We start from the raw sequence: 26,836 nt of genomic DNA on the forward strand, positions 1-26,836 counted from the left end.
GCTCGCCGGCAACCAGACGCCTGCGCGCAGTCCCGGCTGGCCAAGTCGCTACAGCGTGTCATTGAACGCTGCGCGCACGCTCGGCGTAGTCGACAAAATCCGCATTGACCACGTCGTACCAGAACAGCGTGCCATCTGCCTGGACGCGGAAGCGATCGCGCACCGGGCTGGTCTGCGGGTCGCCTGGGCAGCCGTCGCCATGGCGTTCGCGCACGGCAAACTCAAACGCGTCCGGGGTTGGCGGATCGTCCTGTTCGGCCATGATGCTGATGCAGTTGTCCGGGTAGACCTTGTCGGTTTGCAGCCGTGTTTCGAGCAACTGCAGCGCGCGCGCCTGGGCAGCGTTTTCGGTGGCGGGCGCCGGCACGGCAACCGCGGGCTTGGGTGGGGTGGCGGTGGGCTCGGCAGGTTGCTGTTTGCATCCGGCAACTGCCAGCGCGACCAGGCACAGCAGCGCATAACGCGGGGACGTGGACATGAGTGCTCCGCTCGACAGGACGTGGCCGGCAGGCGCCGGCGGTGCGTCTAGTCTGCGCGATCATCGCGCCTGGGTGTAGCGCACTCGCGCAATGGCCCGACACCGCTCGGTGCCGGGCCATCGCAATCGCACACCGATCAGCGGAAGCCGGCGATGGTGGCCTTGGTGTTGACGAGCACGCGCTGATTGTCGGCGGTGCTGGCATTGCCCATGGGCACGCCGTTGTAGCTGATGTTGGGGTTGGACCAGTAGTTCAGCCGCGGGCAGCCGCTGGTGCAATCGTAGGCCATGATGGTGCGCCAGCTGTTGCCGTAGCGATAGCCGTGACCATAAGCGTACGGCGAGGTGCTCGGGTCGTTGGTGGCATCGTGGCGGGCGCTTTGCAGATGGCCGATTTCATGCGCAAAGCTGTAGTAGCCGGTCGCGCAGTCCCAGTACACCGACGCGAAGGCGCTCGCGGCCGTGGAGCCGATGCCCGAGGCCAGCCCGCAGTAGCTGCTGTTGTCCAGCACGATCACGCCCACGTCTGCGGTGTAGGTGTTGCGGCTGGTGTGGATGCTGTCCATGTAACCGTCGTTGGTTACGCGGAAGCGCTGCAGGTCGGTGGTGAAGTTGCCGGTTTCGGTGTAGCTGGTGGTCTCGTAGCGCGCCAGCTGCAGGGTGATGCCGACATTGCTGTTGATGTAGCCCTGGTTGGCTTCGGCCACCGCCAGCTGCACCAGCGACTGCATGTTGCCGCCGTACGCGGTTACCGCCTTGTTGGTGGCCACGACCAGCACGCGGATGGTGGCCGGGCTGCCGGATGAGGCGGCCGCTGCGGTCACGCGCCCGTCGCCGGGCATGTCGAACCTGGGCAGCAGGCTGTATTCGGCCGGATGTTCCTGCGGCATACGCTGCTCGTCGACCTGCACCAGCACATGGCGGCCATCGGCCAACGGACGCAGGCGATACAGCTTGCCGGCGTAGCGGATGGTGCCGGTGACGGTCTCGCCGCTGCGCACCAGGATGGCCGAGTTCAACGGGTCCACGCCGGACAAGGTGCGCGCGCGGGTGCCCGCGCGCGGGCCGAGGTTGCCGTACCACACGCTGTCGCCGCCCTCCAACGCATCCACCTTGGCCTGCGTGGCGGTGATGGTCTGGCCATCCAGCTGCAATTCCAGCAGTTTTTCGCCAGCGGTCACCGCGCCGGCATCGAGCTGCACCACCTGTGCGTTGGTGGTGGACGGGGCGCTCAACAGGCGTTGCAGCGAGGGTTCTGCGGTGGCGGTTGCCGCGGCGCTGCGGCTGAGCGCCGGGCCGGTTTGGTACAGGGGCTTGCCGGCAGCAGCGGCCGACCCGGCCAGGCACATGGCGATCAGACCGACCGTGGTGCACATCGACTTCGACTTCATCGTCTCTCTCTCCTAAGACATGGAAGCAATGGGTGCGAAACACCGGGCCCCTGTCCCCGGGACGCCATTAGGGCGCGCCGGAATGTACCGAATGCAAGTTGTTACAAAAGAAAATTACGTTTTTGTGATGCTTGCCGAAGACTGGATGCGATTCCGGCCGCATGCGCGACGACGTAGCGCACAGTTCCGGTCGAAAGGGGTGGCGGCGAGACGCGCGCGTCGCGCTGCATCGCCGATGTTGCAGCGGCGCAAGTCAGACCAAGTCCGCAGGTCTACCGACAGACCGAAAACCGCGCGCCAACCAACGCGCGTCGATCAGGCGGGCATCGCTGTCATTGGCTGGGCCTGTATTGCATGGACAGGTCGGATGCCAGTTCCGGGCGCGCGGCCGGCAGCAACCCGCGTGTTGTTCCCGGCGTTCTGTCAGTCGCTCTGACGAGAAGGTTCTTGGCTGTCTTGGGAGGCTTAGCTGCGCTGCATTCAGCGCTTGCAAAGCGCTTGATCCGTGCTTTAGCTGCAGGGCCCTTACCTGCCCTCCATCGCGGGACGCGCGGTGAATCCGTCCATGCAGACTCTTATGCGTCCACGCCGCATCAGGGCCCGCGACGGTGGGCGGGCAAGGACCGGTCGTGATGGTGGGTGTGCCTGGTTTTCAATCGAGCAATCGACCAAGTCCGTGGTGTGGCATCCCACCGATTGCAGGACGCGGTGACCGCAGGGATGGATGCGCTGCGTAGCTTCCGATTGGTGAGGGCACTGCAGCCTCGACCAGCGCCGCTTGCGAAGCGCGGATCGCGTCAAGCGCACCTAAATCACTCTGCGCCCCGTGCCCGACAGCGCATGCGTATACCGTTGCATGACAGCGGCAACGAACCACGCCCTCAGCCGGCCTGCTCCACCAGATCGGCGAGTTCGTCTTCGTCGAAACCGGCAAGCAGCCGCGCCTGCAGATTGAACGGGCCATGCAGATAACCGCCGGCGTACTCGCGCAACAACGCCTTGAAGCGCGCCCTTGGTTCGATACCGGCCTGTGCGCAATACCAGCGGTACCAGCGCGAGCCGGCGGCCACGTGCGCCACTTCCTCGCGCAGGATCGTCTCCAGCACCTCGGCCGTGGCGGCATCGCCGAGCGAACGCAGTTTGACGATCATCGCCGGTGTCACATCCAGGCCGCGCGCTTCCAGCACCCGCGGCACCAACGCCATGCGCGCCAGACCGTCATGCGCGGTTTTCTCGCACATTTCCCACAAGCCGTTGTGCGCGGCAAAGTCGCCGTAGTCGCGATCGTGTGCCTGCAGGCGTGCGCGCAGCAGCATGAAGTGACGCGATTCGTCGTCGGCCACCGCCACCCAATCGGCGTAGAAGCCATCAGGCAGGCCGCGAAAGCGATACACCGCGTCCCAGGCCAGATCGATCGCATTGAGTTCGATATGCGCAATCGCATGGATGAAGGCAGCGCGCCCTTCCGGCGTGCCCAGCCCGCGCCGCGGCAGCTCGCGCGGGTGCACCAGCACCGGCGTGGCTGGCCGACCGGGCATGCGGATCGGCCCAGGTGCAGGAGCGGCCGCGTTCAACAGCAGCCGGCCCTCGCGAAACGCGGCTGCGCACTGTTGCGTCAACGCGACCTTTTGCAGCGGGTCGGCAGCGTCCAGGCACGCGCGTGCGGCATCGAACAGATCCATGCTCACCGGGCCTGCCGCAGCGGTTGCCGGCCCAGTGCTGCCAGCGATGCTGCACGCACCCGCTCGCACGGGTTTGCCTTGATCCGCAACTGGCAAGCGGTGCGTCTGGCACACGCCAGCGCGAACAGCCGCGTACGATCGGCCTGTGCAGGCGCGGGCACCGCTGATGGCAATGCGCCAGGTTCACCCGCACCAATGCCGACTCCGGCGCCGAGCAAGCGCGCCTGGTCGCTGCGGCAATCCACCGCGTACGTCCATTCAGCCAGGCCTGCTGGCGGTGCGCCTGCAGCTGCCGCCTCGCGCAGCCGCACCACCACAATCGCCTCGCCCACGCGCGTGGCGCCGGCAAGATCCAGCCGCTGCGCGCCTGCGGGCGTGGCGAATGCGGGGTCCAGTGCAGCCTGTTGCTGCCAGTCCAATTGCATGTCCAAGGTGGTGCTCAGCGCAACAGGCACCTGGCCGTTGCGCAAGCGCGCATCGTCCACGGTGCGGACTGGTGCAGCGTCATCGGCGACGCAGCCCGACAGCAGCAGGGCTACCACGGCCAGCTGGCCGCAGCGCCGTGACAATTCAGGCGCGGCGACGCTTCTTGGCATCGTCCGAGCGCAGTTGCTGGATGCGTTCGAAATAGCCCGGTTCGATGCCGGTGATGTACTCGCCGTTGAAGCAGGAAGAATCGAACTGCTGGATGTCCGGGTTGCCTTCGCGCACCGCCACTTCCAGATCTTCCAGGTCCTGGTAGATCAGCCAGTCGCAGCCCAGGAATTCCTGGATTTCCAGCTCGCTGCGGCCATGCGCGATCAGCTCTTCGGCGGCCGGCATGTCGATGCCGTAGATATTGGGGTAACGCACCGGCGGCGCGGCCGAGGCCAAGTACACCTTGCGCGCACCGGCATCGCGCGCCATCTGCACGATCTGCCGGCTGGTGGTGCCGCGTACGATGGAATCGTCCACCAGAAGCACCACACGGTTGCGGAATTCCAGGTGGATCGGGTTGAGCTTGCGGCGCACCGACTTCTGCCGCTCGCCCTGCCCCGGCATGATGAAGGTGCGGCCCACGTAACGGTTCTTGACGAAACCCTCGCGGTATTTCACCCCGAGCACGTTGGACATTTCCAGCGCCACGTCGCGCGAGGTGTCCGGGATCGGAATGATGGTGTCGATATCGTGATCCGGGCGCAGGCGCAGGATCTTCTCGCCCAGCTTCAGGCCCATGCGCATACGCGCCTTGTGCACCGAAATATTGTCGATCATCGAATCGGGGCGCGCGAAGTACACGTACTCGAAGATGCACGGCGCGTTGACGGTCGGCGCCGCGCAGACTTCTGAAAACAGCTCGCCGCGCGCGGTGATCACCATCGCCTCGCCGGGACGCACGTCGCGCACGCGCTGGTAGCCGAGGATGTCCAGCGCGGCCGATTCGGAGGAGACGATGTATTCGGTGCCTTCGGCGTGCTCGCGCTTGCCCAGCACCAGCGGACGGATGCCGTGCGGGTCGCGGAAGGCCACCAGACCCAGGCCCAGCACCACGCTCACCACCGCATAGCCCCCCTTGCAACGGCGGTGCACGCCGGCCACCGCGCGGATCGCCGCCTCGGGGGTGAGCATGCGCTGCGCATCCAGCTCGTAGGCGAACACGTTCAGCAGCACTTCGCTGTCCGAATCGGTGTTGATGTTGCGGCGGTCGGCTTCGAACACCTGCTGGCGCAAGGCCTCGGTGTTGATCAGGTTGCCGTTGTGCGCCAGCGCGATGCCGTAGGGCGAATTGACGTAGAACGGCTGCGCCTCGTCCATGCCTTCCGAGCCTGCGGTCGGGTAGCGGCAATGCGCGATGCCGACGCGGCCTTCCAGCACCGCCATCTTTTTCTCGTCGAAGACATCGCGTACCAGGCCATTGGCTTTTTGCACGCGCAACCGCGTGCCGTCTGCGGTGGCGATGCCTGCGGCGTCCTGCCCACGATGCTGCAGGACGGTCAGGCCGTCATAAAGTTGCCCGGCGACGTTTTGGTTGCCGACAATACCGACGATGCCACACATGGTGCGCGTTCTCCGCTGCGGCTTGCGCCGTTACTGTGAAGGTGGCCGTGCCTGGCCTTGGGATTCGACCCGAGCCGGGTCGCTTTCTCCGCCGCGAACCTGCGCCGGATCGATATTGGCCGGCATCGCCTGCGCCGGATTGCGTCCGTCGCTGGCGGCGTTGCCGGGTTTGCCGAGCGCCCGCGACACGGTGTCGCTCAGTCCGGACCCGGACAGCATTTTGCCCAGGTCCGCATTATCGCCTGTCGAAGGCAACTTCCCCAACTCCGTGGGCAGGTTGCCCAGTTCCATGGATGGCATGTCCATCGACGGCATGCGCCAGGCCGGCAGTTGCGCTCGCATCCAGCCGGCACCGGGCTGCAGGATCGGCAGCAGCACCGATTGTCGCCACGCCGCCTCGCGCGGCAATGGCGTGAAGCCCATCAGCAGCACCAGCACGCTGGCCAGAAACCCGCCGCGCACCACGCCCAGACCGAACCCGAGCATGCGGTCGGTCCCGCCGAGCTTGACCGCATCCACGCCGGCGCGAATGACCATGCCGATCACCGCCACACTGATCAGCACGCCGACAAACACCATGGCGTAGCCGCCGAACGACTCGGTGGCCGACGGATGCTTGCCATCGGCCAGCCAGCGCGCGGCCGAGCCGCCAAACAGGAACGTAGCCCAGCCCGCCAGCAACCACGACAAGGTGCCGACCACGATCGCGACGAAGCCGCGCAGCAGGCCCAACAGCGCCGACACCAGAATGATGACGCCCAACACCATGTCGATCATTGGCGAGGTCTCCGCGCGGCGCGTACGCCGGTCCAACGTGGCTTGCTGATCATTGCCTTCCCCTCCGTGGGCGTGAAGCTGTCGAAACTGCGGGTGTGTCCGAAAGACGCCAGCGCTGATCATCCGCCTCTTCGGCGCCTGCAACACGTGGACCGGACGCGTGGCTCACGCCGATTCGCACCGCTACCGCAGACGCCAGGCGGCGCGGCAGGTCGAGAACATCTCTAAGGATGCGGACGCACCATGCCGGAAATACCGACCTTGGCCGCCACCTGTGCGCGCAACTGCTCGGCATCGCCACGATTGGCGACCGGGCCGACGCGCACGCGGTTGAGTGCGCCCTTGTCGGTGCGGACCTGTTCGACGAAGGCGCTGAAGCCGGCAGCGCGCACGCGGTCGCGCAGGGCATTGGCATCTTCGGCGCGGCCGAACGCGCCCAGCTGCACCGCAAACCCGACACCGCTTGCGGCAGGAGCCGCCGGCACGGTGGGTGCGGCCGCAACCGGTTTTGCCGGCTCTGGCTTGGCCGGTTCCAGCTTGGCAACGTCAGGCTTGGCCGGCGCCGGTTTGGGCGCTTCGGCCGGTTTGGGCGCTTCGGCCGGCTTGGGAGCGGCGACCGGCTTGGCCGGTTCCGGTGGCAGGCTCTCGGTCTTGGGCGCGGCAGGCGCGCTGGCGGCGGCCACGCTGCTGCCAGGCTTTGCGGCCGGCGCAGGCGTCAGCGTCGGCGTGGCAACCGGCGCCGGTGCGGAAGCGTTGGCGTCCAGCGTCACCACCTGCGCGTTGACGTCGCTGCGCACCTTCACTGCCTGCAGCCGCGCCGATTCGGCCTGGGCCTGGTCGGCATACGGCCCCACGCGCACGCGCCAGGCGGGGCGACCATTGATCTGGGTCTTCTCGCTGAAGCCGGGCAGCTGCGCCTGCTTAAGCCGCGCGATCACCGCATCGGCATCGGTACTGGTGGCATACGCGCCAAAATTCACCGCGTAGTTGCCGGCCGCCACTTCCGGCGCGGACGGGGCGCTGGAGGGGTTGGCCAGATCGGCGGCGTCCGGGTTGTCCTGCACCGCGGCCGGCGCGCTGGGGGCACCGGCCATGCCCAGCGCGCCACCCGCAGGCGCATTGCCCGGGGTGACCAGCGGCAATTCGCGGGTTTCGAACTCGCCATTGCCGGGCGCGGCAGGCGCCTCCAGCGGCACATCGGCCACACCGCTAGACGGCGCGGGGCCCTTGACCAGCATCGGCAGGAAGATCACGGCAAGCGCCACCAGAACGATGGCGCCAATCAGTCGCTGTTTCAGAGCAGTGTCCACAGTAAAGAGCGCTACAGGCGTGGCGGGGTGCCGCGGCGATTATAAGGCCGGCGCCACCTCGCCGACCCTAGTGGGCTGAACGAAGTGCGTTCAGCGCGTCGGCAACGGTATGAAACGAGCCGAACACCAGCACGCGGTCCCCGGGCTTTGCTGCTGCCAGTACCGTGCGCAGTGCGCTTGCGACGTCGCGCTGGCGCGGCGCCTGCGCCGCAGCGCTGCCCTGCAGGCGCTGCTGCAAGGCCTCGGCCGACTGCCCACGTACGCCTTCCAGCCCGGCCAGCGTCCAGTGGTCGATCTGCGCGGCCACCGCCTCCACTACGCCCAGCACGTCCTTGTCTCCCAATGCGGCGTAGATCGCATGCGTGCTGCCGGCATGCGCCTGCGCGCCGAGTGCATCGGCCAGCGCGCGCGCGGCCTGCGGGTTGTGGCCGACATCCAGCAACACCTGCACGCCATCGACGTCGATGCGCTGCAGGCGCCCGGCCACCTGGGCGTTGGTGATGCCCTGCGCCCAGGCAGCAGCGGGCAGTTGCACCGGCAATGCCTGCAGCGCGGCGATCGCCGCGGCCGCATTGGCCAGCTGCACCGGCGCGTGCAGAGCCGGCATCGGAAGCTCCAGGGTCACCGCGACATCGCGCCAGCGCCAGTGCTGCGCGTTGGGGTGCGGTGTGTCGATCGGCTCGAAGAAATAATCGCTACCGGCGCGGATCGCGTTGGCGCCCAATTGATAAGCACGCCGCAACACGCTCGACGGCGGGTCGATCTCGCCCAGCACCACCGGTTTCCAGGCACGAATGATGCCGGCCTTCTCTGTGCCGATCGCCTCGCGGTCTTCGCCCAGCCAATCGGTGTGATCGATATCCACGGTGGTGATCACCGCCACATCCGAATCGATGATGTTCACCGCATCCAGGCGACCGCCCAGGCCGATCTCCAGCACCGCCAGATCCAGACCGGAGCACTGCAACAGCCACAACGCGGCCAGTGTGCCGTACTCGAAATAGGTCAGTGCGGTCTGGCCGCGCGCCACTTCGACGGCTGCGAATGCATCCACCAGTTGCACGTCGCTGGCCTCGCTGCCATCGATACGCACGCGCTCGTTGTAGCGCAGCAGATGCGGCGAGGTGTAGGTGCCCACCTTCCAGCCGGCCGCCCGCCCGATCGCCTCGATAAAGGCCACGGTGGAGCCTTTGCCGTTGGTCCCGCCTACGACGACGACATGTTTGGCCGGCGCTTCAATCTGCAACCGCGCAGCGACCTCGCGCACGCGCTCCAGGCCCATGGCGATGTTCTGCGGATGCTGCTGCTCGATATAGGCGAGCCAGTCGGAGAGAGAGTTCGTTGCGTTCATGGGGAGGGCTGCGCAGAGTAGGGGCACATTATCGCCATTTGCGCGTGCGCATCGCACGCCACGTTGGCGCTTGATGCCTCGCGAATGCTTGGTCAGACCGATGCACGGCAGGGCGCGTCATCAATTCGCACAGGCGATATGCGTCGCGTGACCTTTGACGGCTATTTAAACTTACCGGCGACGGTCCATGTTGGAGACACCACTTGCCAGAAAAGCCAGGCATTCGACCACTCATTGCGGCCCGTAGATCTCAGTGACCCGCGCACCCAAGACCGAGCGTTGCCCTTTCAAGGTTACCGCGATCTGCTGCTCTGGGTAGCGGATGTACAGCTCCTCCTTGATGCAAAGATGATCTGGAAACGCATGATCAATCGGACCACCGCGCAATTGATATTCGCAAAAATCGCTTTTCGACTGATGGTAGGTCTGCATGAGATATGCCTCCTCGAACGTCGTCCCCACCAGCAATGTCACCCCCCAAGGGATGGCTTTTGCCAGAAACAACCAGGAGAGAAAGCCCATCATTACCGGCATCCCGAGGAACATAAAGACTTTAAGGACGTGCCCGCCACCATCCATGTCTGTTGGTCGACCTAAGCGACGGTTACGCCTACGCAGCAGCACCGTTAGCGCGATACCCATCACCAAGGCCGGCCACTTCCAATAGCGCCCCTGAAGGAACTCGACGGGGATAAATGTGGCGAACAAGCTCGGCGGAATAAGCCCAAGCATCACGAAGATAGAGGCAACCTTCATCAAAGCGAACAGCTTTGTTTTCACCGAACTGATCCCTCAGACGTATGCGCATGCTGCGCAGCGGCCAACAAACGCTGAAGACCGAGACCAGACACCCCTCTTCAAACGTGCAAATTTAAAGAGGACGCCTGGATTGCAAGCAGCAATGCATGGAAACCCATCTCGAGCACCTGAATGTTGGCAGCGTGAAAGCTATAAGAGTTATTCCTGAGCGCAACACGCCACCACCAAGGCTACAGTGCCCGATGCTTGGCTTCGCCAAAAAACGGGGTGTGATGCGCGCAGTCGTTGAGGCGCACCACTTCCAGGTGATCGACATCGTCGCCTTCGAGCAGGTTGAGCGTGGTCGGGGCCTGGCGGAAGCTCCACAGCTTGGACAGCGGCAGGCCGAGGATCTTGCACAGGATCACGCGGTTGACCGCGTCGTGCGCGACCACCAGCAAGGTGTCGTCGGCGCCCAGGCCGTCGGCGGCGCGCGCCAGGCCGCGCCAGCTGCGGTCCAGCACCTGCCGCAGCGATTCGCCGCCCGGCATCAGCACGGTATCGGGCTCTTCGCGCCAGGCGCGCAGGCGCGCGGGGTCCTTGTCGTTGATCTCGCTGGCCAGCAGGCCTTCCCACTCGCCATGGGCGATTTCCTGCAGGTCCGGATCGGTCTGCAGCAAGCTTTCGCGCGATGCGCCCAACGCAGCCTTGGCTGTGGCCTGCGCGCGCGACAGCGGCGAGGCGACCGCACGGGTGATCTGCAACGCCTGCAGCCGCTCGCCCAACGCGCGTGCCTGGCCTTCGCCCACCGGCGACAGCGGAATATCGATCTGGCCCTGGTAACGGCCTTCGGCGTTCCACGGCGTCTCGCCGTGACGAGCAAGCAGGATGCGCATGCGCTGAGAGTTCCTTGGGGGAGGGGCCGGCACGCCGCGGCGAAACCGGACCGCATCATAACCGCTCCCACCCGTTCCCTCTGCGCTTGCGCGCACGCCCTGCTCTTCCGACCGCGCTGCGTGCCTGCGATGCCCTGCTTCAGCGCCCCCGGCTGGCCTCCGGCGCTGAAGCACCGCACTGCCGATCGCAGGAACTTGGCGACGTGTCGAGGCCGGCATGCTGCCGGCAACATGGAGCTCGGCACCCTGGGTGACCGCCGCGCGCAGAGAACCGCACTGCCGCGCACACCGCGCAATTCTTGTGCGCTGTGCGCGACGCGATACGGTCGCAACACCGCGCCGATCCAGCCGTCGCCCAATGAATCCGGCGTGCTCAGGCGCGACCGAGCGCCGGGTCGCTGCGGCTGGGGCTGCCGGTCTCCAGGTGACCGGCCAGACGCCGCCGGAACGCGCCGCCCGGTTGCTCCACCACCACGTCGTACCAGTGGTCGCTGGCGGCCAGCGGCAGATGCAGCACCTGGCGCTGACCTGCGGAAAGCTGCAGCGCGCGCGGGGCAGGATCTGCGTGGTCCAGCGCACGCAGGTGCAAGGTGCAGGGCCGTCGCCCCGCGTTACCGATCTCCAGCACCAGCGTGCCGCCATCCTGACGCGCTTCGACCCACGGCGCTACCGCTGCTTGCGGCGTGGTCGCCAGCTCGCCGGCAAATTCGCGCAGGAATCCGTTCGGCCCGTGCACGCGCAACCCATACGCGCCGTCGTGCGCGGCACCCACCGGAACGTCATCGAGCCGGGTACCAGGTAATACCGTGTAGTACCACGGCCCGCCAGTGGGAGCACTGGTGTAGACGTTGAATGCAGCCGCAGCCGTGCCGGTGTTGACGAACTGCAACTGCAGCGCGCCATCACCTTGCGCGCGCGCGTGCACCTGCAAGGCATACGGCAACGCACGCGCCGGACGTTGGCCGGGCTCCTGTCGCGGCATGACGGCCTTGGTCGGCGGCACAGGCAATGGTTTGTCGCGTGCCGCCGCCGTGCGTGTGCGGTAGTCGTCGATGGACGGCAGTGCGCTCAGCGCCGAATCGTCGGGCTTGCGGAAATCGAACACGCTAGTGAGATCGCCACTGACCGCACGACGCCACGGGCTGATATTCGGCTCGGCCACACCGAAGCGACGTTCCAGCAAGCGCAGCACCGAGGTGTGATCGAACACCTGCGAATTGACCCAGCCGCCGCGCGTCCATGGCGAAATCACCAGCATCGGCACGCGGATGCCCAGGCCCACCGGCACGCCGTTGTAGGCCTCGCCGCGCACATCGACATTGCTGCGGCCCATGCGCGGGTCCAACGCCGGCAGCGGCGCCGGCACATGATCGAAAAAGCCGTCATTCTCGTCGTAGTTGATGATCAAGGCCGTCTTCGCCCAGACGTCCGGATTGGAGGTCAGCGCATCGATCAACCGCGACACCAGCGACTCGCCGTAGGCCGGCGGCGCTTCGGGGTGTTCGCAATAGGCAGTCGGCGGAATGACCCACGACACCTGCGGCAGGCGATTGCCCTGCACGTCGGCAGCGATTGCGGCGATCAGGTGATCGGCCTGCGTGCTGGCGGCGTTGTCCGCGGTGGATCCGGGGACACAGGCACGCGCGCGGCGATAACGTTCGTCAGCTGTGTCCAGCCCGCGGTAGTGCGCAAAATACGCCAACGAGTTGCAGCCGAAGTTGTCGTATTCCTGATACACCCGCCAATCGATGCCGGCCGTCTGCAGACGCTGTGCGTAGGTGGTCCAGCCCATCGCCGCATAGCCGGGTTTGTCGCGCGCCATGTCGGCGGTCCAGTTGCCGTCATCGGCGTTGCTGGCCACCTGCGCACGGGTGTCGCCCACGCTCAGACCGCTGGTGCCGGTGAACAGATACATGCGATTGGGATTGGTCGGCCCGTGCATCGAGCAGAAGTAGCCGTCGCAGATGGTGAACGCATCGGCGAGCGCGTGGTAGTACGGAATGTCCTGACGTTGGAAGTACCCCATCGTCAGCTCGCCCTTGTACGGCACCCACGCGTCGTATTCGGCCCAGCGCGTCGGATCCTGCCCGTGGCCGGCTTTCCACGAATGATCCAGGCTTTTGATCAATGGTGCGCTCGTGGTTTGCGTATCGAACGCAAACGGCAGCAGCCGTCGTCCATCGGCCGCCGGCTGACTCCACACCGGCTGGCCGTCGCGCAACTGCAGCGCATGCGGATCGCCGAACCCGCGCACACCACGCAACGCGCCGAAGTAATGGTCGAACGAACGGTTTTCCTGCATCAGGATCACCACGTGTTCCATATCGCGCAGCGTGCCGGTACGCGCATTGGCCGGCAATACCAGCGCGCGACCGATCGACGACGGCAATGCCCCGGCAGCGGTGAGCGCAGCGACGCGCTTGAGGAAGTCGCGGCGCGAAGAAGATGACGTCATGACGAAAGATCCTGCAAAGGTCGGTGACGTGCAGCGCGCACGGCGGCCGCACACGTTACGTATAGCGGGCCTGCGCGACAGTTTTGCGACAGCCACCGTCATCAATGTTTCATGAGCCCTTGACACCCTGCGTCGCGAAACGCCGGTCTTGCACCGTGCGTCCGCCCTCAGCCGTGCTCGAATAGGACTCCCCCATGACTTCCGCCCGTCGTTTCCATGTCACGCCACTGGCCCTCGCCCTCGCCGCGCTGCTCCCCGTCATCGCGCACGCCGCAGAACCCGTCGCCAGCGCAGCCGATGCACCGGTGACGCCTGCCGATGCCGCGGGCAACGCGACCCAGCTGGATGCGATCAATGTCGTCTCGCAAGGCAGCACACGGCAGGTGCAGCGGATCAGCCGGCAGGACATCGAACAGCTGACGCCGGGCAGCAGTGCCTTCAAGGCGGTGGAAAAACTGCCCGGCGTGCAATTCCAGTCCGCCGATCCGTTCGGCACCTACGAGTGGTCCACGCAGGTCACCTTGCATGGCTTCGACCAGAGCCGCCTGGGCTACACACTCGATGGCATTCCCTTGGGCAACATGAGCTACGGCGTCACCAACGGCCTGCACATCACCCGCGCCATCATTTCCGAAAACCTCGGCTCGGTGGAGATCGCACAAGGCGCCGGCGCGCTCGGCACCGCATCCAACACCAACCTCGGCGGCACCATGCAGTTCTACTCCGCCGATCCGCAGACCACGCCCGGCGCGCGGCTGGTGCAGACGGTGGGCAGCGATGCCACGCGACGCACCTTCGTGCGCGCCGATACCGGCGATCGCAATGGCTTGTCGGCCTATCTGTCCTACGCCAATGCCACCACCGACAAGTGGAAAGGCTTCGGCGATCAGCAATCCGAACAGGCCAACCTCAAGACCGTCTACCAATGGGGCGAGGGCAATCGCCTGAGCCTGTTCCTGGATACCTCGCGGCGCAAGGAATACGACTATATGGACCTGTCGTTGACCAGCCAGCGCGCACTGGGTTGGGACTACGACTACCTGCAACCGGATTGGGCCACCGCCGTACAGATGGCGCGCGCCTACCAGACCACCGGCGCGACCAGCGGTGTGGCCAACGGCTACCCGCAATCGCTGGCCGGGCTGCCCAGCGATTACAGCTGGCTCGATGCCAGTTATTACGCCGGCGGCGGCCTGCGCCGCGACAATCTTGCAGGCCTGTCGGGCACGTTCGTGTTCGGCGGTGCAACCCTGGATGCCGCAGGCTATTACCACGCCAATCGCGGCGAAGGGCAATGGGTGACGCCGTATGTCGTCACCTCGGCGCAGATCCCGCTGTCGATGCGCACCACCGACTATGGCCTGGACCGTTTCGGCGGCACCAGCGCACTGAAGTGGTCGTGGGGCAATCACGATCTGGAAGCCGGCGTGTGGGCCGAGAATGCACGCACCACGCAAGGGCGCAATTACTTCGCGCTGGGCAATGAGGGCTACACCTCGCTGTACAACGTGTACGAAGCGCAGACGCCGTTTCGCCGCGATTTCCTGCAGCGTTACACCACCCAGACCCGCATGCTCTACGTGCAGGACACCGTGCGCCTGCTCGATGACCGGCTGACGTTGAACTACGGCGCAAAGGCGCTCAACACCACCACGCGCGCGCAGTCGCTGGTGCCCACCACGTCGCTGGCGCAAGGCCGCATCCGCGCCGAAGACGGCTTCCTGCCGCAAGTGGGCGTGAACTACAAACTCGACGAACGCCAGGACGTCTATGCGTCCTACAGCAAGAACATCGCCGCCTTCGGGTTCACCCCGTTCGCCACCTCGCAGGCCGCGTTCGATCGCAGCCGCTCCACGCTGGAGCCGGAAGAGTCGCAAACCGTGCAAATGGGGTACCGCATGCAGGACGAGCAATTCCAGCTCTCGGCCGATGCCTACTTCACCAAGTTCTCCAACCGCCTGCTGACCACCTCGCCGTGCACCGCGGTGCAGACCTGCGCCTCGATCCTGAGCAATGTCGGCGCAGTGCATAGCGCCGGCGCGGATCTGGCGCTGATGTGGCGCCCGACCGAAGGCCTGAGCTGGTTGAACTCGCTGTCGTGGAACCGCTCGCGTTATCAGGACGATTACCTCAACAACGGCGTGGTCGCGACCTCGGGCAAGGACGTGGTGGGCATTCCCGCGTTGATGTTCTCTTCCAGCGCCAGCTACCAGTTGGGCAACCTGCGCCTGGACCTGGACGGCAAGTACGTGGACAAGCGCTACATCACCTTCCTCAACGATTCGCAGGTGCCTTCGTACTGGCTGTTCAACGCCGGGGCGCGCTACGACTTCGGTCGCGTGGGCGGCGTGGCGGATATCGCCCTGGCCCTGAACATCACCAACCTCACCGACAAGCGCTACTTTGCCAGCACCGGCACCAACGGTTACGTCGCCTCCGATCCGGACGGCTACAACCAGACCATGGTGGTGGGTGCGCCACGCCAGTACTTCATGAGTCTGGACGTGAATTTTTAAGCGCTCTGCACCAGCGCAAGGCGCCCTCATCCGGCGCTACGCGCCACCTTCTCCCGCGCGCGGGAGAAGGCATGCCGACGGTGCCCCGGCGCCGTGAGCCGGCCTGTGGCACCCTTTCCCGAGACTGTACGTTCGCTCGGCTCGGCTAGGCTCGGTTCAACTCGGTTCGGCTTGCTCGGCTTGCTCGGCTTGCTCGGCTTGCTCGGCTTGCTCGGCTTGCTCGGCTTGCTCGGCTTGCTCGGCTTGCTCGGCTTGCTCAGCTTGTTCGGCTTGTTCGGCTTGTTCGGCTTGTTCGGCTTGCTCGGCTTGCTCGGCTTGCTCGGCTTGCTCGGCTTGTCCGGCTTGTTCGGCTTGTTCGGCTTGTTCGGCTTGTTCGGCTTGTTCGGCTTGCTCGGCTTGTTCGGCTCGTTCGGCTCGTTCGGCGTAGCCGCCTTCAGGTTTCATCCGCTTTCTGTCCGCCCTGCCGTTTCTTCTGCCTTCCCTGCGTGGCGGCTTCCCTGCTTGCTGGCCTGCCTGTTTCTCGAAGTCCCTGCCCTTCCCCGCCTGCGCGGGACTGCCCGAAGGGCGGATGGGGCACCCGCCTGGCATCAGACGCATGCTGTCCGCCAACCAACCCAGCGCTACCGTCGCTCCCCACCCGGACTGCACGCACCAACGCAGATCGTTGTTCTTGCACCGCCACATGGCACCGGCCTCACCCCGCATATAATCGCCGGCTTATCTTTCACTCAGCAGGCCCCGCCAGATGGCGCAGACGATGAAGGCGCTGGTCAAGCGCGAAGCAAACAAAGGCATCTGGCTGGAGCAGGTTCCCGTGCCCACGCCCGGCCCCAACGAGGTGCTGATCAAGCTGGAAAAGACCGCCATCTGCGGCACCGACCTGCACATCTACCTGTGGGACGAGTGGAGCCAGCGCACCATCACCCCTGGCCTGACCATCGGTCATGAGTTCGTCGGCCGCGTGGCCGAGCTCGGTTCCGCGGTGACCGGCTACCAGGTCGGCCAACGCGTCTCGGCCGAGGGCCATATCGTCTGCGGCCATTGCCGCAACTGCCGTGGCGGCCGCCCGCACCTGTGCCCCAATACGGTCGGCATCGGCGTCAACGTCAACGGCGCCTTTGCCGAATACATGGTGATGCCGGCCTCCAACCTGTGGCCGATCCCGGACCAGATTCCTTCGGAGCTGGCGGCATTCTTCGACCCCTACGGCAACGCCGCGCACTGCGCGCTGGAGTTCGATGTCATCGGCGAAGACGTGCTGATCACCGGCGCCGGCCCGATCGGCATCATTGCCGCCGGCATCTGCAAGCACATCGGTGCGCGCAACGTGGTGGTCACCGACGTCAACGACTTCCGCCTCAAGCTGGCCGCCGACATGGGCGCCACGCGCGTGGTCAACGTATCCAATACTTCGTTGAAGGACGTGATGAAGGACCTGCACATGGAAGGCTTCGACGTGGGCCTGGAGATGAGCGGCAACCCGCGCGCGTTCAACGACATGCTCGACTGCATGTACCACGGCGGCAAGATCGCCATGCTCGGCATCATGCCGCGTGGCGCCGGCTGCGACTGGGACAAGATCATCTTCAAGGGCCTCACCGTGCAAGGCATCTACGGCCGCAAGATGTACGAGACCTGGTACAAGATGACCCAGCTGGTGCTGTCCGGTTTCCCGCTGCAAAAAGTGCTGACGCATCAACTGCCGATCGACGACTTCCAGAAAGGCTTCGACCTGATGGAAGAAGGCAAGGCCGGCAAGGTCGTGTTGAGCTGGAATTGATCGGCCCGCGGTGAGAAACGCAAAAGGCGCCCCAGGGCGCCTTTTGCATGTCGCGTGTTCGATGTCATGCAGCTGCGTCATGCATGGCAGCCGTCGCCCGCCACGCATGCGCCAGCCAAACGCCTAGCGCATCGCACTCACGGCCAGGTGACGGTTGCGGTGGCCACCAGATGGTTCTGCGAATTCTGCCGCCCGAAGCCGAACTCGGCCGCTTCGCTGGTGTCGTAGTAGCCCACGGTCAGACCCAACGGGCCGAAGGTCTTGCCCACATTCACGCCGAAGTCGTTGTAGTCGTGGTCCACCTGGCTTAGCGCCGAGGTGTAGATGCTGTGCCCGGCATGCGCGCCAACGGTGAAGTCATGCGGCAACGCCCAGTTGGCGTCCAGCGCGTAGTAGTACCCGTCGGTCTCGGTGCCGTACAGATCGTTGGTGTAGGCAAGGGTCAGGCTGTAGGTCTTCAGGAACGTGGTCTTGGTGATCAGCTCGGCGTAGTTGGAGGCACCGGCGCCCAGGTACTGGTAGCGGTTCACCATCACATCGAGATTGAAGTTGGCGCTCAGGTCGGTGTTGTAGCCGACAAAGCCGTCCACTTCCCAATCCGGATCGCCGGCGCCGTAATCCACATTGGAGGTCCAGGTACCGACGTAGAAGCCATACGGCAACTTGTAGGTCAGCCCGGCCTGGAACGCGGGTTCTTCGTTGGTCTGCGAGATACCGCGGAACAGGTAATCGCTGGTCACCGCAAAGGTACCGCTGAGTGCCGAGGCGGGCTGTTCGTCCTGCGCCTGTGCAAGCGGCACCACACCCAACAGCAGCAACGACAGACAACTAGCGAGCGGGGAAAGCTTCATGGGCATCTCCTGAAACGATGGGCGGTCGGTTGGCGAGCGAGGACTGCACAGACTTCTTAGTCCAACTGTCATTGCAGCGCAACATAAATGCCGCGCTCGCTTGATCGAGCGCACATCCGCAAGGCCGATGCGCTGGTCAGATCTTCGTCTCATCGACCGCCTGGGCCGAATCTTGATGGCGGGGATCGGGGATTGGGGATCCGCAACAGCCACAGCAGGACGCCACCACTGGCGAATCTTCACTACCGATCGCCTCTCCAGATGCAGGGCGTGCCCGCCCATCCGGCTGCATCAGGCCGGGAAGACGCCGTAGTGGCGTGCTGCCAGGCGCAGCTGCTGGCCGGTCTCGAAGCTTCCTGCCGAGGCCGGCAGTTCCACCTCCACCTCGTTGCCGGCCGGCTGCAGCGTGGCGCGCAGGCGCAGGCGCGCCCCGCTGCGTTGCGACCAGGCCACCGTGGCCGGCCAGCCGGTGTCGTCGGGTACCAGATCTTCCGGACGCACGTAGACCTCGACCGGGCCGGCAGCCAGTGCGGCGTTGGCTGCCGGCAACGCGTGGCCTGCCACCTGGATCTGCCCCTGCGCCAGCACGCCCGGGATGCGGTTCACCGCCCCCACGAACGAATACACGAACGGCGAGGCCGGTTTGTCGTAGATCATTGCCGGGGTATCGAGTTGCTCGATGCGGCCGCGGTTGAGGATGGCGACGCGGTCGGCCAATTCCAGCGCTTCTTCCTGGTCATGGGTCACGAACACCGTGGTCAACCCGGTCTGCTCGTGCAGCGCGCGCAACCAGCGGCGCAGATCGCGGCGCACCTGCGCATCCAGTGCGCCGAACGGCTCGTCCAGCAGCAGCACGCGCGGCTCGATCGCCAACGCACGCGCCAGCGCCACACGCTGCCGCTGCCCACCCGATAGCTGGGTGGGATAGCGTTGCTCCAGGCCCTGCAATTGCACCAACGCCAGCAGCTCTTCCACCCGCGCGCGGATGCGCGCTTCAGCCCAACGCTCGTTACCGCGCCGCACCCGCAACCCGAAGGCGATGTTCTCGAACACGTCCATATGCTTGAACAACGCGTAGTGCTGGAACACGAAGCCGACCCGGCGCGACTGCACGCTCATGCGCGTGGCATCTTCGTCGCCGAACAGCACCTGCCCGCCATCGGCATGCTCCAACCCGGCCATGATCCGCAGCAGCGTGGTCTTGCCCGAACCGGACGGCCCCAGCAAGGCCAGCAACTCGCCCTGACGCACATCCAGGGTGATGTCGTCCAGCGCGGTGAACGTGTCGAACTGCTTGCGCAGGCGGTGGATGCGGATGCCCATGGTCACCTCAATGGCGGTGGTTGGCAGCCAGCGAATCGCCGTGCCGCCATTCCAGATACGTCTTCAGCGCCAGCGTCAGCAGCGCGGTCAATGCCAGCAGCGAGGCGCACGCGAACGCGGCGCTGTAGGCGTATTCGTTGTAGAGAATTTCCACATGCAGCGGCAACGTATTGGTGCGCCCGCGGATATGCCCGGACACCACCGACACCGCGCCGAACTCGCCCATCGCGCGCGCCGCGCACAGCAGCACGCCATACAGCAGGCCCCAGCGGATATTGGGCAAGGTCACGCGCCAGAACATCTGCCAGCCGTTCGCACCCAGGCTCAGCGCGGCCAGCTCTTCGTCGCTGCCCTGCTGCTCCATCAGTGGCATCAACTCGCGCGCAATGAACGGGAAGGTGACGAAGGTCGTCGCCAGCACGATGCCCGGCAGCGCGAACACGATCCGCGGCAGCTGGATCACCATCTCGCCCAGCGCCGGCAACTGCACCCGCCACCCCTCGTCGATCAACGGCCAGGCCCAGCCACTGCGGCCGAAGATCAGCACGAAGATCAAGCCTGCCACCACCGGCGAGACCGAGAATGGCAGGTCGATCAGGCTGACCAGCAGGCGTTTGCCCCAGAACCGGTGTTTGCTGATGGCCCACGCAGCGGCAACGCCGAAGATCAGATTCAACGGCAACACGATCGCCGTCACCAGCAACGTCAGCTTGATCGCCGACAAGGCATCCGGGTCGACCACTGCACGCAGAAACGTCTCCCAACCGCCGCGCAGCGCTTCGGCAAACACCAGCACCAGCGGCAGCAGCAGGAACGCCAGCAGAAAGACCAGCGCCCCCAGAATCATCAGCCACTGCACCCAGCGCGGCTCGTTGGTGGCCGAATCGGTGATGCGGCGCGCCTGCTCGGTCATCGTGCGGGTCTGCAACATGGAAGGCAGCGATGAAACAGCATCGCTCATGCGGGCCTCCGTTGATAGCGCAACAGGCGTGCCTGCAGCGTATTGACCAGCAACAGGATCACGAACGACAGCAACAGCATTGCCGCTGCAATGGCGGTGGCACCGGCGTAGTCGAACTCTTCCAGCCGGATGGTGATCAGCAGCGGTGCGATCTCGGTGGAATTGGGCAGGTTGCCGGCGATGAAGATCACCGAGCCGTACTCGCCCACGCCACGCGCGAAGGCCAGCGCAAAGCCGGTCAGCACCGCCGGCCACAGCCCCGGCAGCACCACCCGCCATACCGTCTGCCAGCGCGAGGCGCCCAGCGTGGCGGCAGCGGCTTCCAGCTCACGCTCGCTCTCGGCCAGCACCGGCTGCACCACCCGCACCACGAACGGCAGGCCGACGAACACCAGCGCCAGCACGATGCCCAGCTGGGTGTAGGCCACCTTGATGCCGATCGCCTCCAGCCAGCGCCCGACCCAGCCGTTGCCGCCGTACAGCGCGGTCAGCGCGATGCCGGCCACTGCGGTCGGCAGCGCGAACGGCAGGTCGATCACCGCATCGAACAGGCGCTTGCCCGGAAAGCTGTAACGCACAAACACCCACGCCACCCAGGTGCCCATCACTGCATTGAAGGCGCCGGCCGCAAACGCGGTGCCGAAGCTCACCCGCAGCGCCGACAGCACGCGCGGCTCGCTCCAGACCTTCCACAAGCCCTCCCAGCCCAGGCCGCTGGTCTTGATGAAAATCCCCAGCAGCGGGATCAGCACGATCAATCCCAGCCAGGTCAGGGTGATACCCAGACTCAGGCCCAACCCCGGCATCACGCGTCGGCGCGATGGCGACGCTGGGCGTGCAACCGACGTCTGCATGCCTACTTCTTGGCCTGGATCTGGTCGAACAGGCCGCCGTCGGCAAAATGTTCCTGCTGCGCCTTGTCCCAGGAGCCGAACGCCTGCTGGATGGTCACCAGCTTGATGTCCGGGAAGCGGGCCAGGTCCGCCGGGTCGGCGAATTCCGGGTGCCGCGGACGATAGAAATGCTTGGCCGCCAGCTTCTGCCCTTCCGGCGCGTACAGATAGCGCAGATAGGCCTCGGCCACATCGCGCGTGCCGTGCTTGTCAACATTCTTGTCGACCAGCGCCACAGACGGCTCGGCCAGGATCGACAGCTTGGGCACCACGATCTCGAACTTGTCCTTGCCCAGCTCCTCGCGCGCCAGCAGCGCCTCGTTTTCCCAGGCCAGCAGCACATCGCCGATCCCGCGCTGCACGAAGGTCGTGGTGGCGCCGCGCGCACCGGTATCCAGCACCGGCACATTGCGGAACAACGCCTGCATGTAGCGCACGATGCGCTCACGATCACCTTTGAAGATGTGGTCGGCGTAGGCCCAGGCGGCCAGATAGTTCCAGCGCGCGCCACCGGACGTCTTGGGATTGGGGGTCACCACCGACACCCCCGAGCGCAGCAGGTCCGGCCAATCGTGGATGTTCTTCGGGTTGCCCTTGCGCACCAGGAACACGATCGTGGAGGTATACGGCGCGCTGTTGTCAGGCAGGCGCTTCTCCCAATCGGTATCGATCAGCTTGGCCTTCTGCGCGATGGCATCCACGTCGTAGGCCAGCGCCAGCGTCACCACGTCCGCTTCGATCCCGTCGATCACCGCGCGCGCCTGCTTGCCGGAGCCGCCATGCGACGTCTCCACGCTGACCGTGTCTTGCGGGTGCTGCTGCTTCCACTGCGCCGCAAAGGCGGTGTTGTAATCGCGGTAGAACTCGCGGGTGGGGTCGTAGCTCACGTTGAGCAGCCCGATGTCGCGCGCACCTGCCGGGCCGGCCAGGGCCAGCAGGGTGCAAAGCAGGGAAGCAAGACGGATATGGGGGTATGTCACAACGATCTCCTGGCCGGTGGGCGCAGCTGAACAGCAAGCATGCCATGCTGCGCAGCGGCACGCGGGCGGTGAAATGACATCAGCGCCGCCGCTTATGCCGATTTTGCATGACGTAGTGGTATGCCATTGTGATCGTTAACATTGCGCTTCTTTCTTTGCCACAGCGACCGCCATGACCCGTCCGCCTGCCGCGCTCACCGCCCACTACGCCGCCGAACTGGACACCATCCAGTCCCAGGGCCTGTTCAAGTCCGAGCGCATCATCACTGGCCCGCAGTCGGCGCAGATCACCCTGGCCGATGGCCGTAGCGTGCTCAACTTCTGCGCCAACAACTATCTGGGCCTGGCCGACCACCCGGACATCATCCAGGCTGCCAAGGACGCGCTGGACACGCACGGCTTCGGCATGGCCTCGGTACGTTTCATCTGTGGCACCCAGGACCTGCACAAGCAGCTCGAACGCACCATCGCCGATTTCTTCGGCACCGAGGACACCATCCTCTACGCGGCCTGTTTCGACGCCAACGGCGGCCTGTTCGAACCGCTGCTTGGCGAGCACGACGCCATCATTTCCGACGCGCTCAACCACGCCTCCATCATCGACGGCGTGCGCCTGTGCAAGGCCAAGCGCTTCCGCTACGCCAATTGCGACATGGCCGATCTGGAAGCGCAGCTGCAGGCCGCCGATGCGGCTGGCTGCAAGACCAAGCTGATCACCAGCGATGGCGTGTTCTCGATGGATGGCTTCATCGCCCCGCTGGACGAAATCACCGCCCTCGCCCGCAAATACAACGCGCTGGTGCATATCGACGAATGTCATGCCACAGGCTTTCTGGGCGCCACCGGACGCGGCTCGGCCGAGGTCAAGGGCGTGCTGGACCAGATCGACATCTTTACCGGCACGCTAGGCAAGGCCATGGGCGGCGCGCTGGGCGGCTTCACCACCGCCAGGCGCGAGGTGATCGAATTGCTGCGCCAGCGCTCGCGCCCCTATCTGTTCTCCAATTCGCTGCCGCCGCACGTGGTGGCTGCAGGCATCAAGGCATTCGACATGCTGGAAGCGGCCGGCGAGCTGCGCACGCAACTTATCGACAACACCCGCTATTTCCGCGAGCGCATGACCGCCGCCGGCTTCGAGCTCAAGCCCGGCGTGCATCCGATCAGCCCGGTGATGCTCTACGACGCCCCGCTGGCGCAAAAGTTCGCCGAGCGCCTGCTGGAAGAAGGCATCTACGCCATCGGCTTCTTCTTCCCGGTGGTGCCCAAGGGACAGGCGCGCATCCGCACCCAGATCAGCGCCGCGCATACCCGCGAGCATCTGGACCAGGCCATCGACGCCTTCATCAAGATCGGCCGCGAACTGGACGTCATCAAGGCCTGAGCGTGCGGACGGTGCTGCGCCAACGGCTCCTGCTCGCGGCGCACACCGATGCCCAGGCGCAGTTGCTCGCCGGCAGCTGGCAGACCCGCTGCCTGCATTGCCGTCGCCGCCTGCACATCGGCATCGACGGCGAACCGCTGGGGCACACCACGCTCGAACACGTGGTCCCGCAGGCCTGGTTCGGGCGCCGCGCAGCAGCAGCGCTATGCGCGCAGGTCGGCGACGACCCCAACGATGCACGCAATCTGGCGCTGGCCTGTGCCGGCTGCAATCACGCCAAAGGTCGGCGCCACGATGCCAATGGCGCCAGCGATGCACGCGCCGGCGAAGTCGTCGCTGCGCTGCTCAGCGCGCGTCTGGCGCGCTGGCGGGAGCCGACGTCAGCGCCTGGACTTCCTTCGCGCTGAGCGCTCGCCACGCGCCTTTACCCAGCTCGCCCATCGCCAGCGGCCCGATCGCCACGCGCACCAGCCGCAACACCCCGATATCCACGGCCGCGAGCAGTCGACGGATCTGCCGATTGCGGCCTTCGTCCAGCACGATTTCCAGCCATGCATTGCGCTCGCCCTCGCGCAGCAAGCGCACCCGCTTGGCACGCAGCAGCGCGCCATCACCCTCGGGGTCTGGATCGATCACACCGGTCTGCAACTGCGCCAGCTGCCCGGCGTCGGGGCGGCAGTCGATCTGCACATGATAGGTCTTGTCCGGGCCAGTGGCCGGATCGGTCACCGCCGCTGCCCATTGCGGATCGTTGCTGAAAAGCAGCAGGCCCTCGCTGGCCTTGTCCAGCCGCCCCACCGGTGCAATCCACGGCAGGCCGGCGCCGTCGAAACAGCGATACACCGTGTCCCTGCCCTGCTCGTCGCGCACCGTGGTGACCACGCCACGCGGCTTGTTGAGCATCAGATAGACCCGCGCAGGCCCGGCCAGCGGCTGGCCGTCCACCGCGATCGCCTGATGCTGGTCGGCACGGATCGGAAATTCGGGGTCGCGAACCACCCGCGTATCCACGCTGACGCGCCCATCGGCGATCCAGCGTGCCGCCTCGGTGCGCGAACACACACCCAGCTTGGACAACACCCGCGCCAGCCCATGACGTGGCGCGGTGATGCCTGGTCCTGCCGCCGAGGCACGCGTCGGGCGCATCGGCACCGACGAACCACGGCTGCGATGCCGGGACGTCGCCGGCGGGGGCCGCCGGGTCATGCCGTCCCGACCGCGCGGCTTACTTGTTTTCGACCGGCTTGGCGTCGGCCGCCGGTGCAGGTGCCGCTGCCGCCGGCGCTGCGCCGGCAACCGGGCGCGCCTTGACCACACGCACGCCGCGCGACTTCATCCAGGCATCGAATTCTTCGGCGGTCATGCGCTTGCCGTTCTGGCTCATGTCGAAGCGCCACGGCGTGTTGTCGAATGCGGTGGTGGCCTTGTAGGCAGCCGGGTCGTTCGGGTTGACCGTGCCGCCCGGCGGAATCACCTTGGCCACGTCCTGGCAGCCTTCCACGCGCAGACGCAGCAGCACGCGGTCCACCGACTGCTCGCTGGTATAGGGCTGTGCCAACACGCCGGTGGGCATGCCCAGCTGGACGCTACGGGTATAGAACTCGGCGGCCGCCGGTGCGATGACGGTGGCGGGCAACGGCAGCGGCTGGGACACCGTGCTGCCGGCGCAGTTCGGAGCGGCGTAGGCGGCGGGAATCAAGGCGAGACAGAGCAAACCTGCCGTGGCGGTACGCAGCATCGGATTCTTCCAATTATGAGTGTGGTGTTGACGCGGCGAGTGTAGGCAGCGATGAACGCTGTTTCAACCGGAACCGTGCCTGGAGGGCAACACAGACAGGTTAGACGGTGCCTCGACACGCTTTTGGTGGTCCTACAAAGACAAAACCCGGCACAAGGCCGGGTTTTGTATGGAACAAGCTAGCGGTCCGATTAGTTCTGGACGTTCAGCTCGGTACGACGGTTCTTCGCACGGCCTTCCGGATTGTCCGAACCATCCGGGTTGGTGTTCGGAGCAATCGGACGGCTCTCGCCGTAGCCGATCGGACCAACCAGACGCGACGCATCGACGCCGTTCTTGGTCAGGTAGTCGTACACGGTGGTCGCACGACGCTCGGACAGCTTCTGGTTGTACGCGTCGGTACCCTTCGAGTCGGTGTGACCGGCAACCTCGACCTTCAGGTCGGGGTAACGCTTCAGGATCTCGGTCGCTTCGCTCAGGATCGACTGTGCGTCCGGACGCAGGGTCGACTTGTTGAAGTCGAAGTTCACGCCCTTCAGGTCGATCGACACAGGAACCGGGCAACCGTCCGGACCGATGGTCTGGCCGGGCTGCGAAGCCGGGCACTTGTCGTCGCAGTTGTTGACGCCGTCACCGTCGTCATCCAGGTCTGCGCAGCTCGGGGCAACCGGAGCCGGAGCCGGCGGCGGAGCGGTCGACGGAGCCGGTCCCAGCGGGATCACGACGCCGACCGAAGCCAGCACGTCGCCGAACCAGTCTTCCTGCGGAGCAGCAACGCTCTGGTCGTTGAAGTCGGCGCGATAGGCCAGTTCAGCACGCACGGCGACGCGCTTGTCGAAGGTGGTCTGCAGACCGACACCAGCCTTGGCGGCAAAGTTGCCGTCCTTCTGCTGGCCCGGCGAAACCGGGTTCGGAGTTGCGTCGAACTCTTCTTCCGAACGCTGGTAGCCCAGACCGAACAGCAGGTAGGGGTTCCAGCCGCGGCCTTCCTGGATGAAGTGGCGACGTAGGTCGAACGAGATGCCGTACTGGCTCCAGTTCTGATCCTGGTTGGCATCGAAGTTCGGGTTCTGATAGTTCAGTTCACCGTCGATCGACCAGTTCGGGCTGACAAACTTGCCCAGGCCCAGGGTGACGAACGGAGCATCATTGGTCAGACGATCGCTGTCCTGGAAGTTGAAGCCAGCGCTACCGGTCAGGTACCAACGGTCATCGAACTCCTGCGCGGACGCAGCCTGGGCAACTGCCAGACCGCCGAGCAACGCGGCAGTGAGAATTTTCTTGTTCATTTATACAGC

Annotated in this window: 23 protein-coding genes and 1 pseudogene; 4 read left to right on the top strand and 20 right to left on the bottom strand. The window is 65.6% G+C overall.

The features are described 5' to 3' along the window. Positions 1-58: 58 nt before the first annotated feature. From FHY19_RS12095 to FHY19_RS12145, 11 genes are all read right to left on the bottom strand, one after another. Complete coding sequence (locus FHY19_RS12095) at positions 59-478, bottom strand: hypothetical protein (protein WP_259166293.1); 420 nt, start codon at positions 476-478, stop codon at positions 59-61. Positions 479-615: 137 nt separating this feature from the next. Next, a complete protein-coding gene (locus FHY19_RS12100; protein WP_259152850.1) occupies positions 616-1,869 on the bottom strand; it encodes a zinc-dependent metalloprotease in 1,254 nt (417 codons plus the stop codon). Between the two features lie 881 nt (positions 1,870-2,750). After that, complete coding sequence (locus tag FHY19_RS12105) at positions 2,751-3,551, bottom strand: ferritin-like domain-containing protein (RefSeq protein ID WP_259166294.1); 801 nt, start codon at positions 3,549-3,551, stop codon at positions 2,751-2,753. A 2-nt stretch (positions 3,552-3,553) separates the two neighbouring features. After that, the gene (locus FHY19_RS12110) at positions 3,554-4,093 is read right to left on the bottom strand and encodes a hypothetical protein (RefSeq protein ID WP_259166296.1); all 540 of its coding nucleotides are present in this window, start codon (positions 4,091-4,093) and stop codon (positions 3,554-3,556) included. A gap of 28 nt (positions 4,094-4,121) precedes the next feature. Continuing rightward, positions 4,122-5,588: an amidophosphoribosyltransferase gene (purF, locus tag FHY19_RS12115; protein ID WP_016902228.1), complete on the bottom strand. Its 1,467-nt coding sequence runs from the start codon at positions 5,586-5,588 to the stop codon at positions 4,122-4,124. 30 nt (positions 5,589-5,618) lie between these two features. After that, a complete protein-coding gene (locus FHY19_RS12120; protein ID WP_259166297.1) occupies positions 5,619-6,365 on the bottom strand; it encodes a CvpA family protein in 747 nt (248 codons plus the stop codon). Between the two features lie 224 nt (positions 6,366-6,589). Then, positions 6,590-7,675, bottom strand: a complete 1,086-nt coding sequence (locus tag FHY19_RS12125) for an SPOR domain-containing protein (RefSeq protein ID WP_259166299.1) — start codon at positions 7,673-7,675, stop codon at positions 6,590-6,592. A 67-nt stretch (positions 7,676-7,742) separates the two neighbouring features. Next, complete coding sequence (gene folC, locus FHY19_RS12130; protein WP_259166301.1) at positions 7,743-9,026, bottom strand: bifunctional tetrahydrofolate synthase/dihydrofolate synthase; 1,284 nt, start codon at positions 9,024-9,026, stop codon at positions 7,743-7,745. Between the two features lie 231 nt (positions 9,027-9,257). Beyond that, the gene (locus FHY19_RS12135; protein WP_259166302.1) at positions 9,258-9,806 is read right to left on the bottom strand and encodes a hypothetical protein; all 549 of its coding nucleotides are present in this window, start codon (positions 9,804-9,806) and stop codon (positions 9,258-9,260) included. A 209-nt stretch (positions 9,807-10,015) separates the two neighbouring features. Then, complete coding sequence (locus FHY19_RS12140) at positions 10,016-10,660, bottom strand: histidine phosphatase family protein (RefSeq protein WP_005993981.1); 645 nt, start codon at positions 10,658-10,660, stop codon at positions 10,016-10,018. Positions 10,661-11,033: 373 nt separating this feature from the next. Beyond that, positions 11,034-13,115, bottom strand: coding sequence for a phospholipase C, phosphocholine-specific (locus tag FHY19_RS12145; RefSeq protein WP_259166303.1), 2,082 nt, complete (start codon positions 13,113-13,115; stop codon positions 11,034-11,036). 194 nt (positions 13,116-13,309) lie between these two features. On the opposite strand from FHY19_RS12145, the gene FHY19_RS12150 reads away from it, so the two are divergent. After that, a complete protein-coding gene (locus FHY19_RS12150; protein WP_259166305.1) occupies positions 13,310-15,631 on the top strand; it encodes a TonB-dependent receptor in 2,322 nt (773 codons plus the stop codon). A 156-nt stretch (positions 15,632-15,787) separates the two neighbouring features. On the opposite strand, the gene FHY19_RS12155 is transcribed toward FHY19_RS12150, so the two are convergent. After that, positions 15,788-16,075, bottom strand: coding sequence for a hypothetical protein (locus FHY19_RS12155; protein ID WP_259166307.1), 288 nt, complete (start codon positions 16,073-16,075; stop codon positions 15,788-15,790). A 301-nt stretch (positions 16,076-16,376) separates the two neighbouring features. On the opposite strand from FHY19_RS12155, the gene tdh reads away from it, so the two are divergent. Then, a complete protein-coding gene (gene tdh / locus FHY19_RS12160) occupies positions 16,377-17,411 on the top strand; it encodes an L-threonine 3-dehydrogenase (RefSeq protein ID WP_259152833.1) in 1,035 nt (344 codons plus the stop codon). Between the two features lie 137 nt (positions 17,412-17,548). Here the strand turns inward: tdh and FHY19_RS12165 are convergent, their stop codons facing one another. From FHY19_RS12165 to FHY19_RS12185, 5 genes and pseudogenes are all read right to left on the bottom strand, one after another. Next, positions 17,549-18,262: a TorF family putative porin gene (locus FHY19_RS12165; RefSeq protein ID WP_259152832.1), complete on the bottom strand. Its 714-nt coding sequence runs from the start codon at positions 18,260-18,262 to the stop codon at positions 17,549-17,551. A gap of 291 nt (positions 18,263-18,553) precedes the next feature. Continuing rightward, positions 18,554-19,585 carry a sulfate/molybdate ABC transporter ATP-binding protein gene (locus tag FHY19_RS12170; protein WP_259166310.1) on the bottom strand — a complete coding sequence of 344 codons (1,032 nt, stop codon included), beginning with the start codon at positions 19,583-19,585 and terminating at the stop codon, positions 18,554-18,556. 7 nt (positions 19,586-19,592) lie between these two features. Beyond that, a complete protein-coding gene (gene cysW, locus FHY19_RS12175; protein WP_259152830.1) occupies positions 19,593-20,546 on the bottom strand; it encodes a sulfate ABC transporter permease subunit CysW in 954 nt (317 codons plus the stop codon). Continuing rightward, on the bottom strand, positions 20,543-21,400 hold the full coding sequence (gene cysT / locus FHY19_RS12180) for a sulfate ABC transporter permease subunit CysT (RefSeq protein ID WP_104611254.1): 858 nt from the start codon (positions 21,398-21,400) through the stop codon (positions 20,543-20,545). Before cysT ends, cysW begins: the two co-directional genes overlap by 4 nt. A gap of 2 nt (positions 21,401-21,402) precedes the next feature. Further along, positions 21,403-22,499, bottom strand: a pseudogene (locus tag FHY19_RS12185) (sulfate ABC transporter substrate-binding protein). Positions 22,500-22,591: 92 nt separating this feature from the next. Between FHY19_RS12185 and kbl the strand changes: the two are divergent. Both kbl and FHY19_RS12195 read left to right on the top strand, forming a co-directional pair. Then, entirely contained in the window at positions 22,592-23,800 is a 1,209-nt protein-coding gene (kbl, locus tag FHY19_RS12190; RefSeq protein ID WP_259166313.1) for a glycine C-acetyltransferase, read from the top strand. A gap of 2 nt (positions 23,801-23,802) precedes the next feature. After that, positions 23,803-24,207 (top strand): HNH endonuclease, encoded by a 405-nt coding sequence (locus tag FHY19_RS12195; protein ID WP_259166315.1) that lies wholly within the window; start codon positions 23,803-23,805, stop codon positions 24,205-24,207. On the opposite strand, the gene FHY19_RS12200 is transcribed toward FHY19_RS12195, so the two are convergent. The 3 genes from FHY19_RS12200 to FHY19_RS12210 form a co-directional block, all read right to left on the bottom strand. Continuing rightward, positions 24,146-25,006 carry a pseudouridine synthase gene (locus tag FHY19_RS12200; protein WP_259166317.1) on the bottom strand — a complete coding sequence of 287 codons (861 nt, stop codon included), beginning with the start codon at positions 25,004-25,006 and terminating at the stop codon, positions 24,146-24,148. The two genes, FHY19_RS12195 and FHY19_RS12200, sit on opposite strands and share 62 nt — an antisense overlap. A 19-nt stretch (positions 25,007-25,025) precedes the next feature. Beyond that, positions 25,026-25,538: a hypothetical protein gene (locus FHY19_RS12205; protein WP_259152825.1), complete on the bottom strand. Its 513-nt coding sequence runs from the start codon at positions 25,536-25,538 to the stop codon at positions 25,026-25,028. A 191-nt stretch (positions 25,539-25,729) separates the two neighbouring features. Beyond that, positions 25,730-26,827, bottom strand: coding sequence for an OmpA family protein (locus FHY19_RS12210; RefSeq protein ID WP_259152824.1), 1,098 nt, complete (start codon positions 26,825-26,827; stop codon positions 25,730-25,732). Between the last annotated feature and the right edge of the window lie 9 nt (positions 26,828-26,836).

This window comes from Xanthomonas sp. 4461 (assembly GCF_024806475.1).
In the GTDB taxonomy this organism is placed as follows: domain Bacteria; phylum Pseudomonadota; class Gammaproteobacteria; order Xanthomonadales; family Xanthomonadaceae; genus Xanthomonas; species Xanthomonas arboricola_F.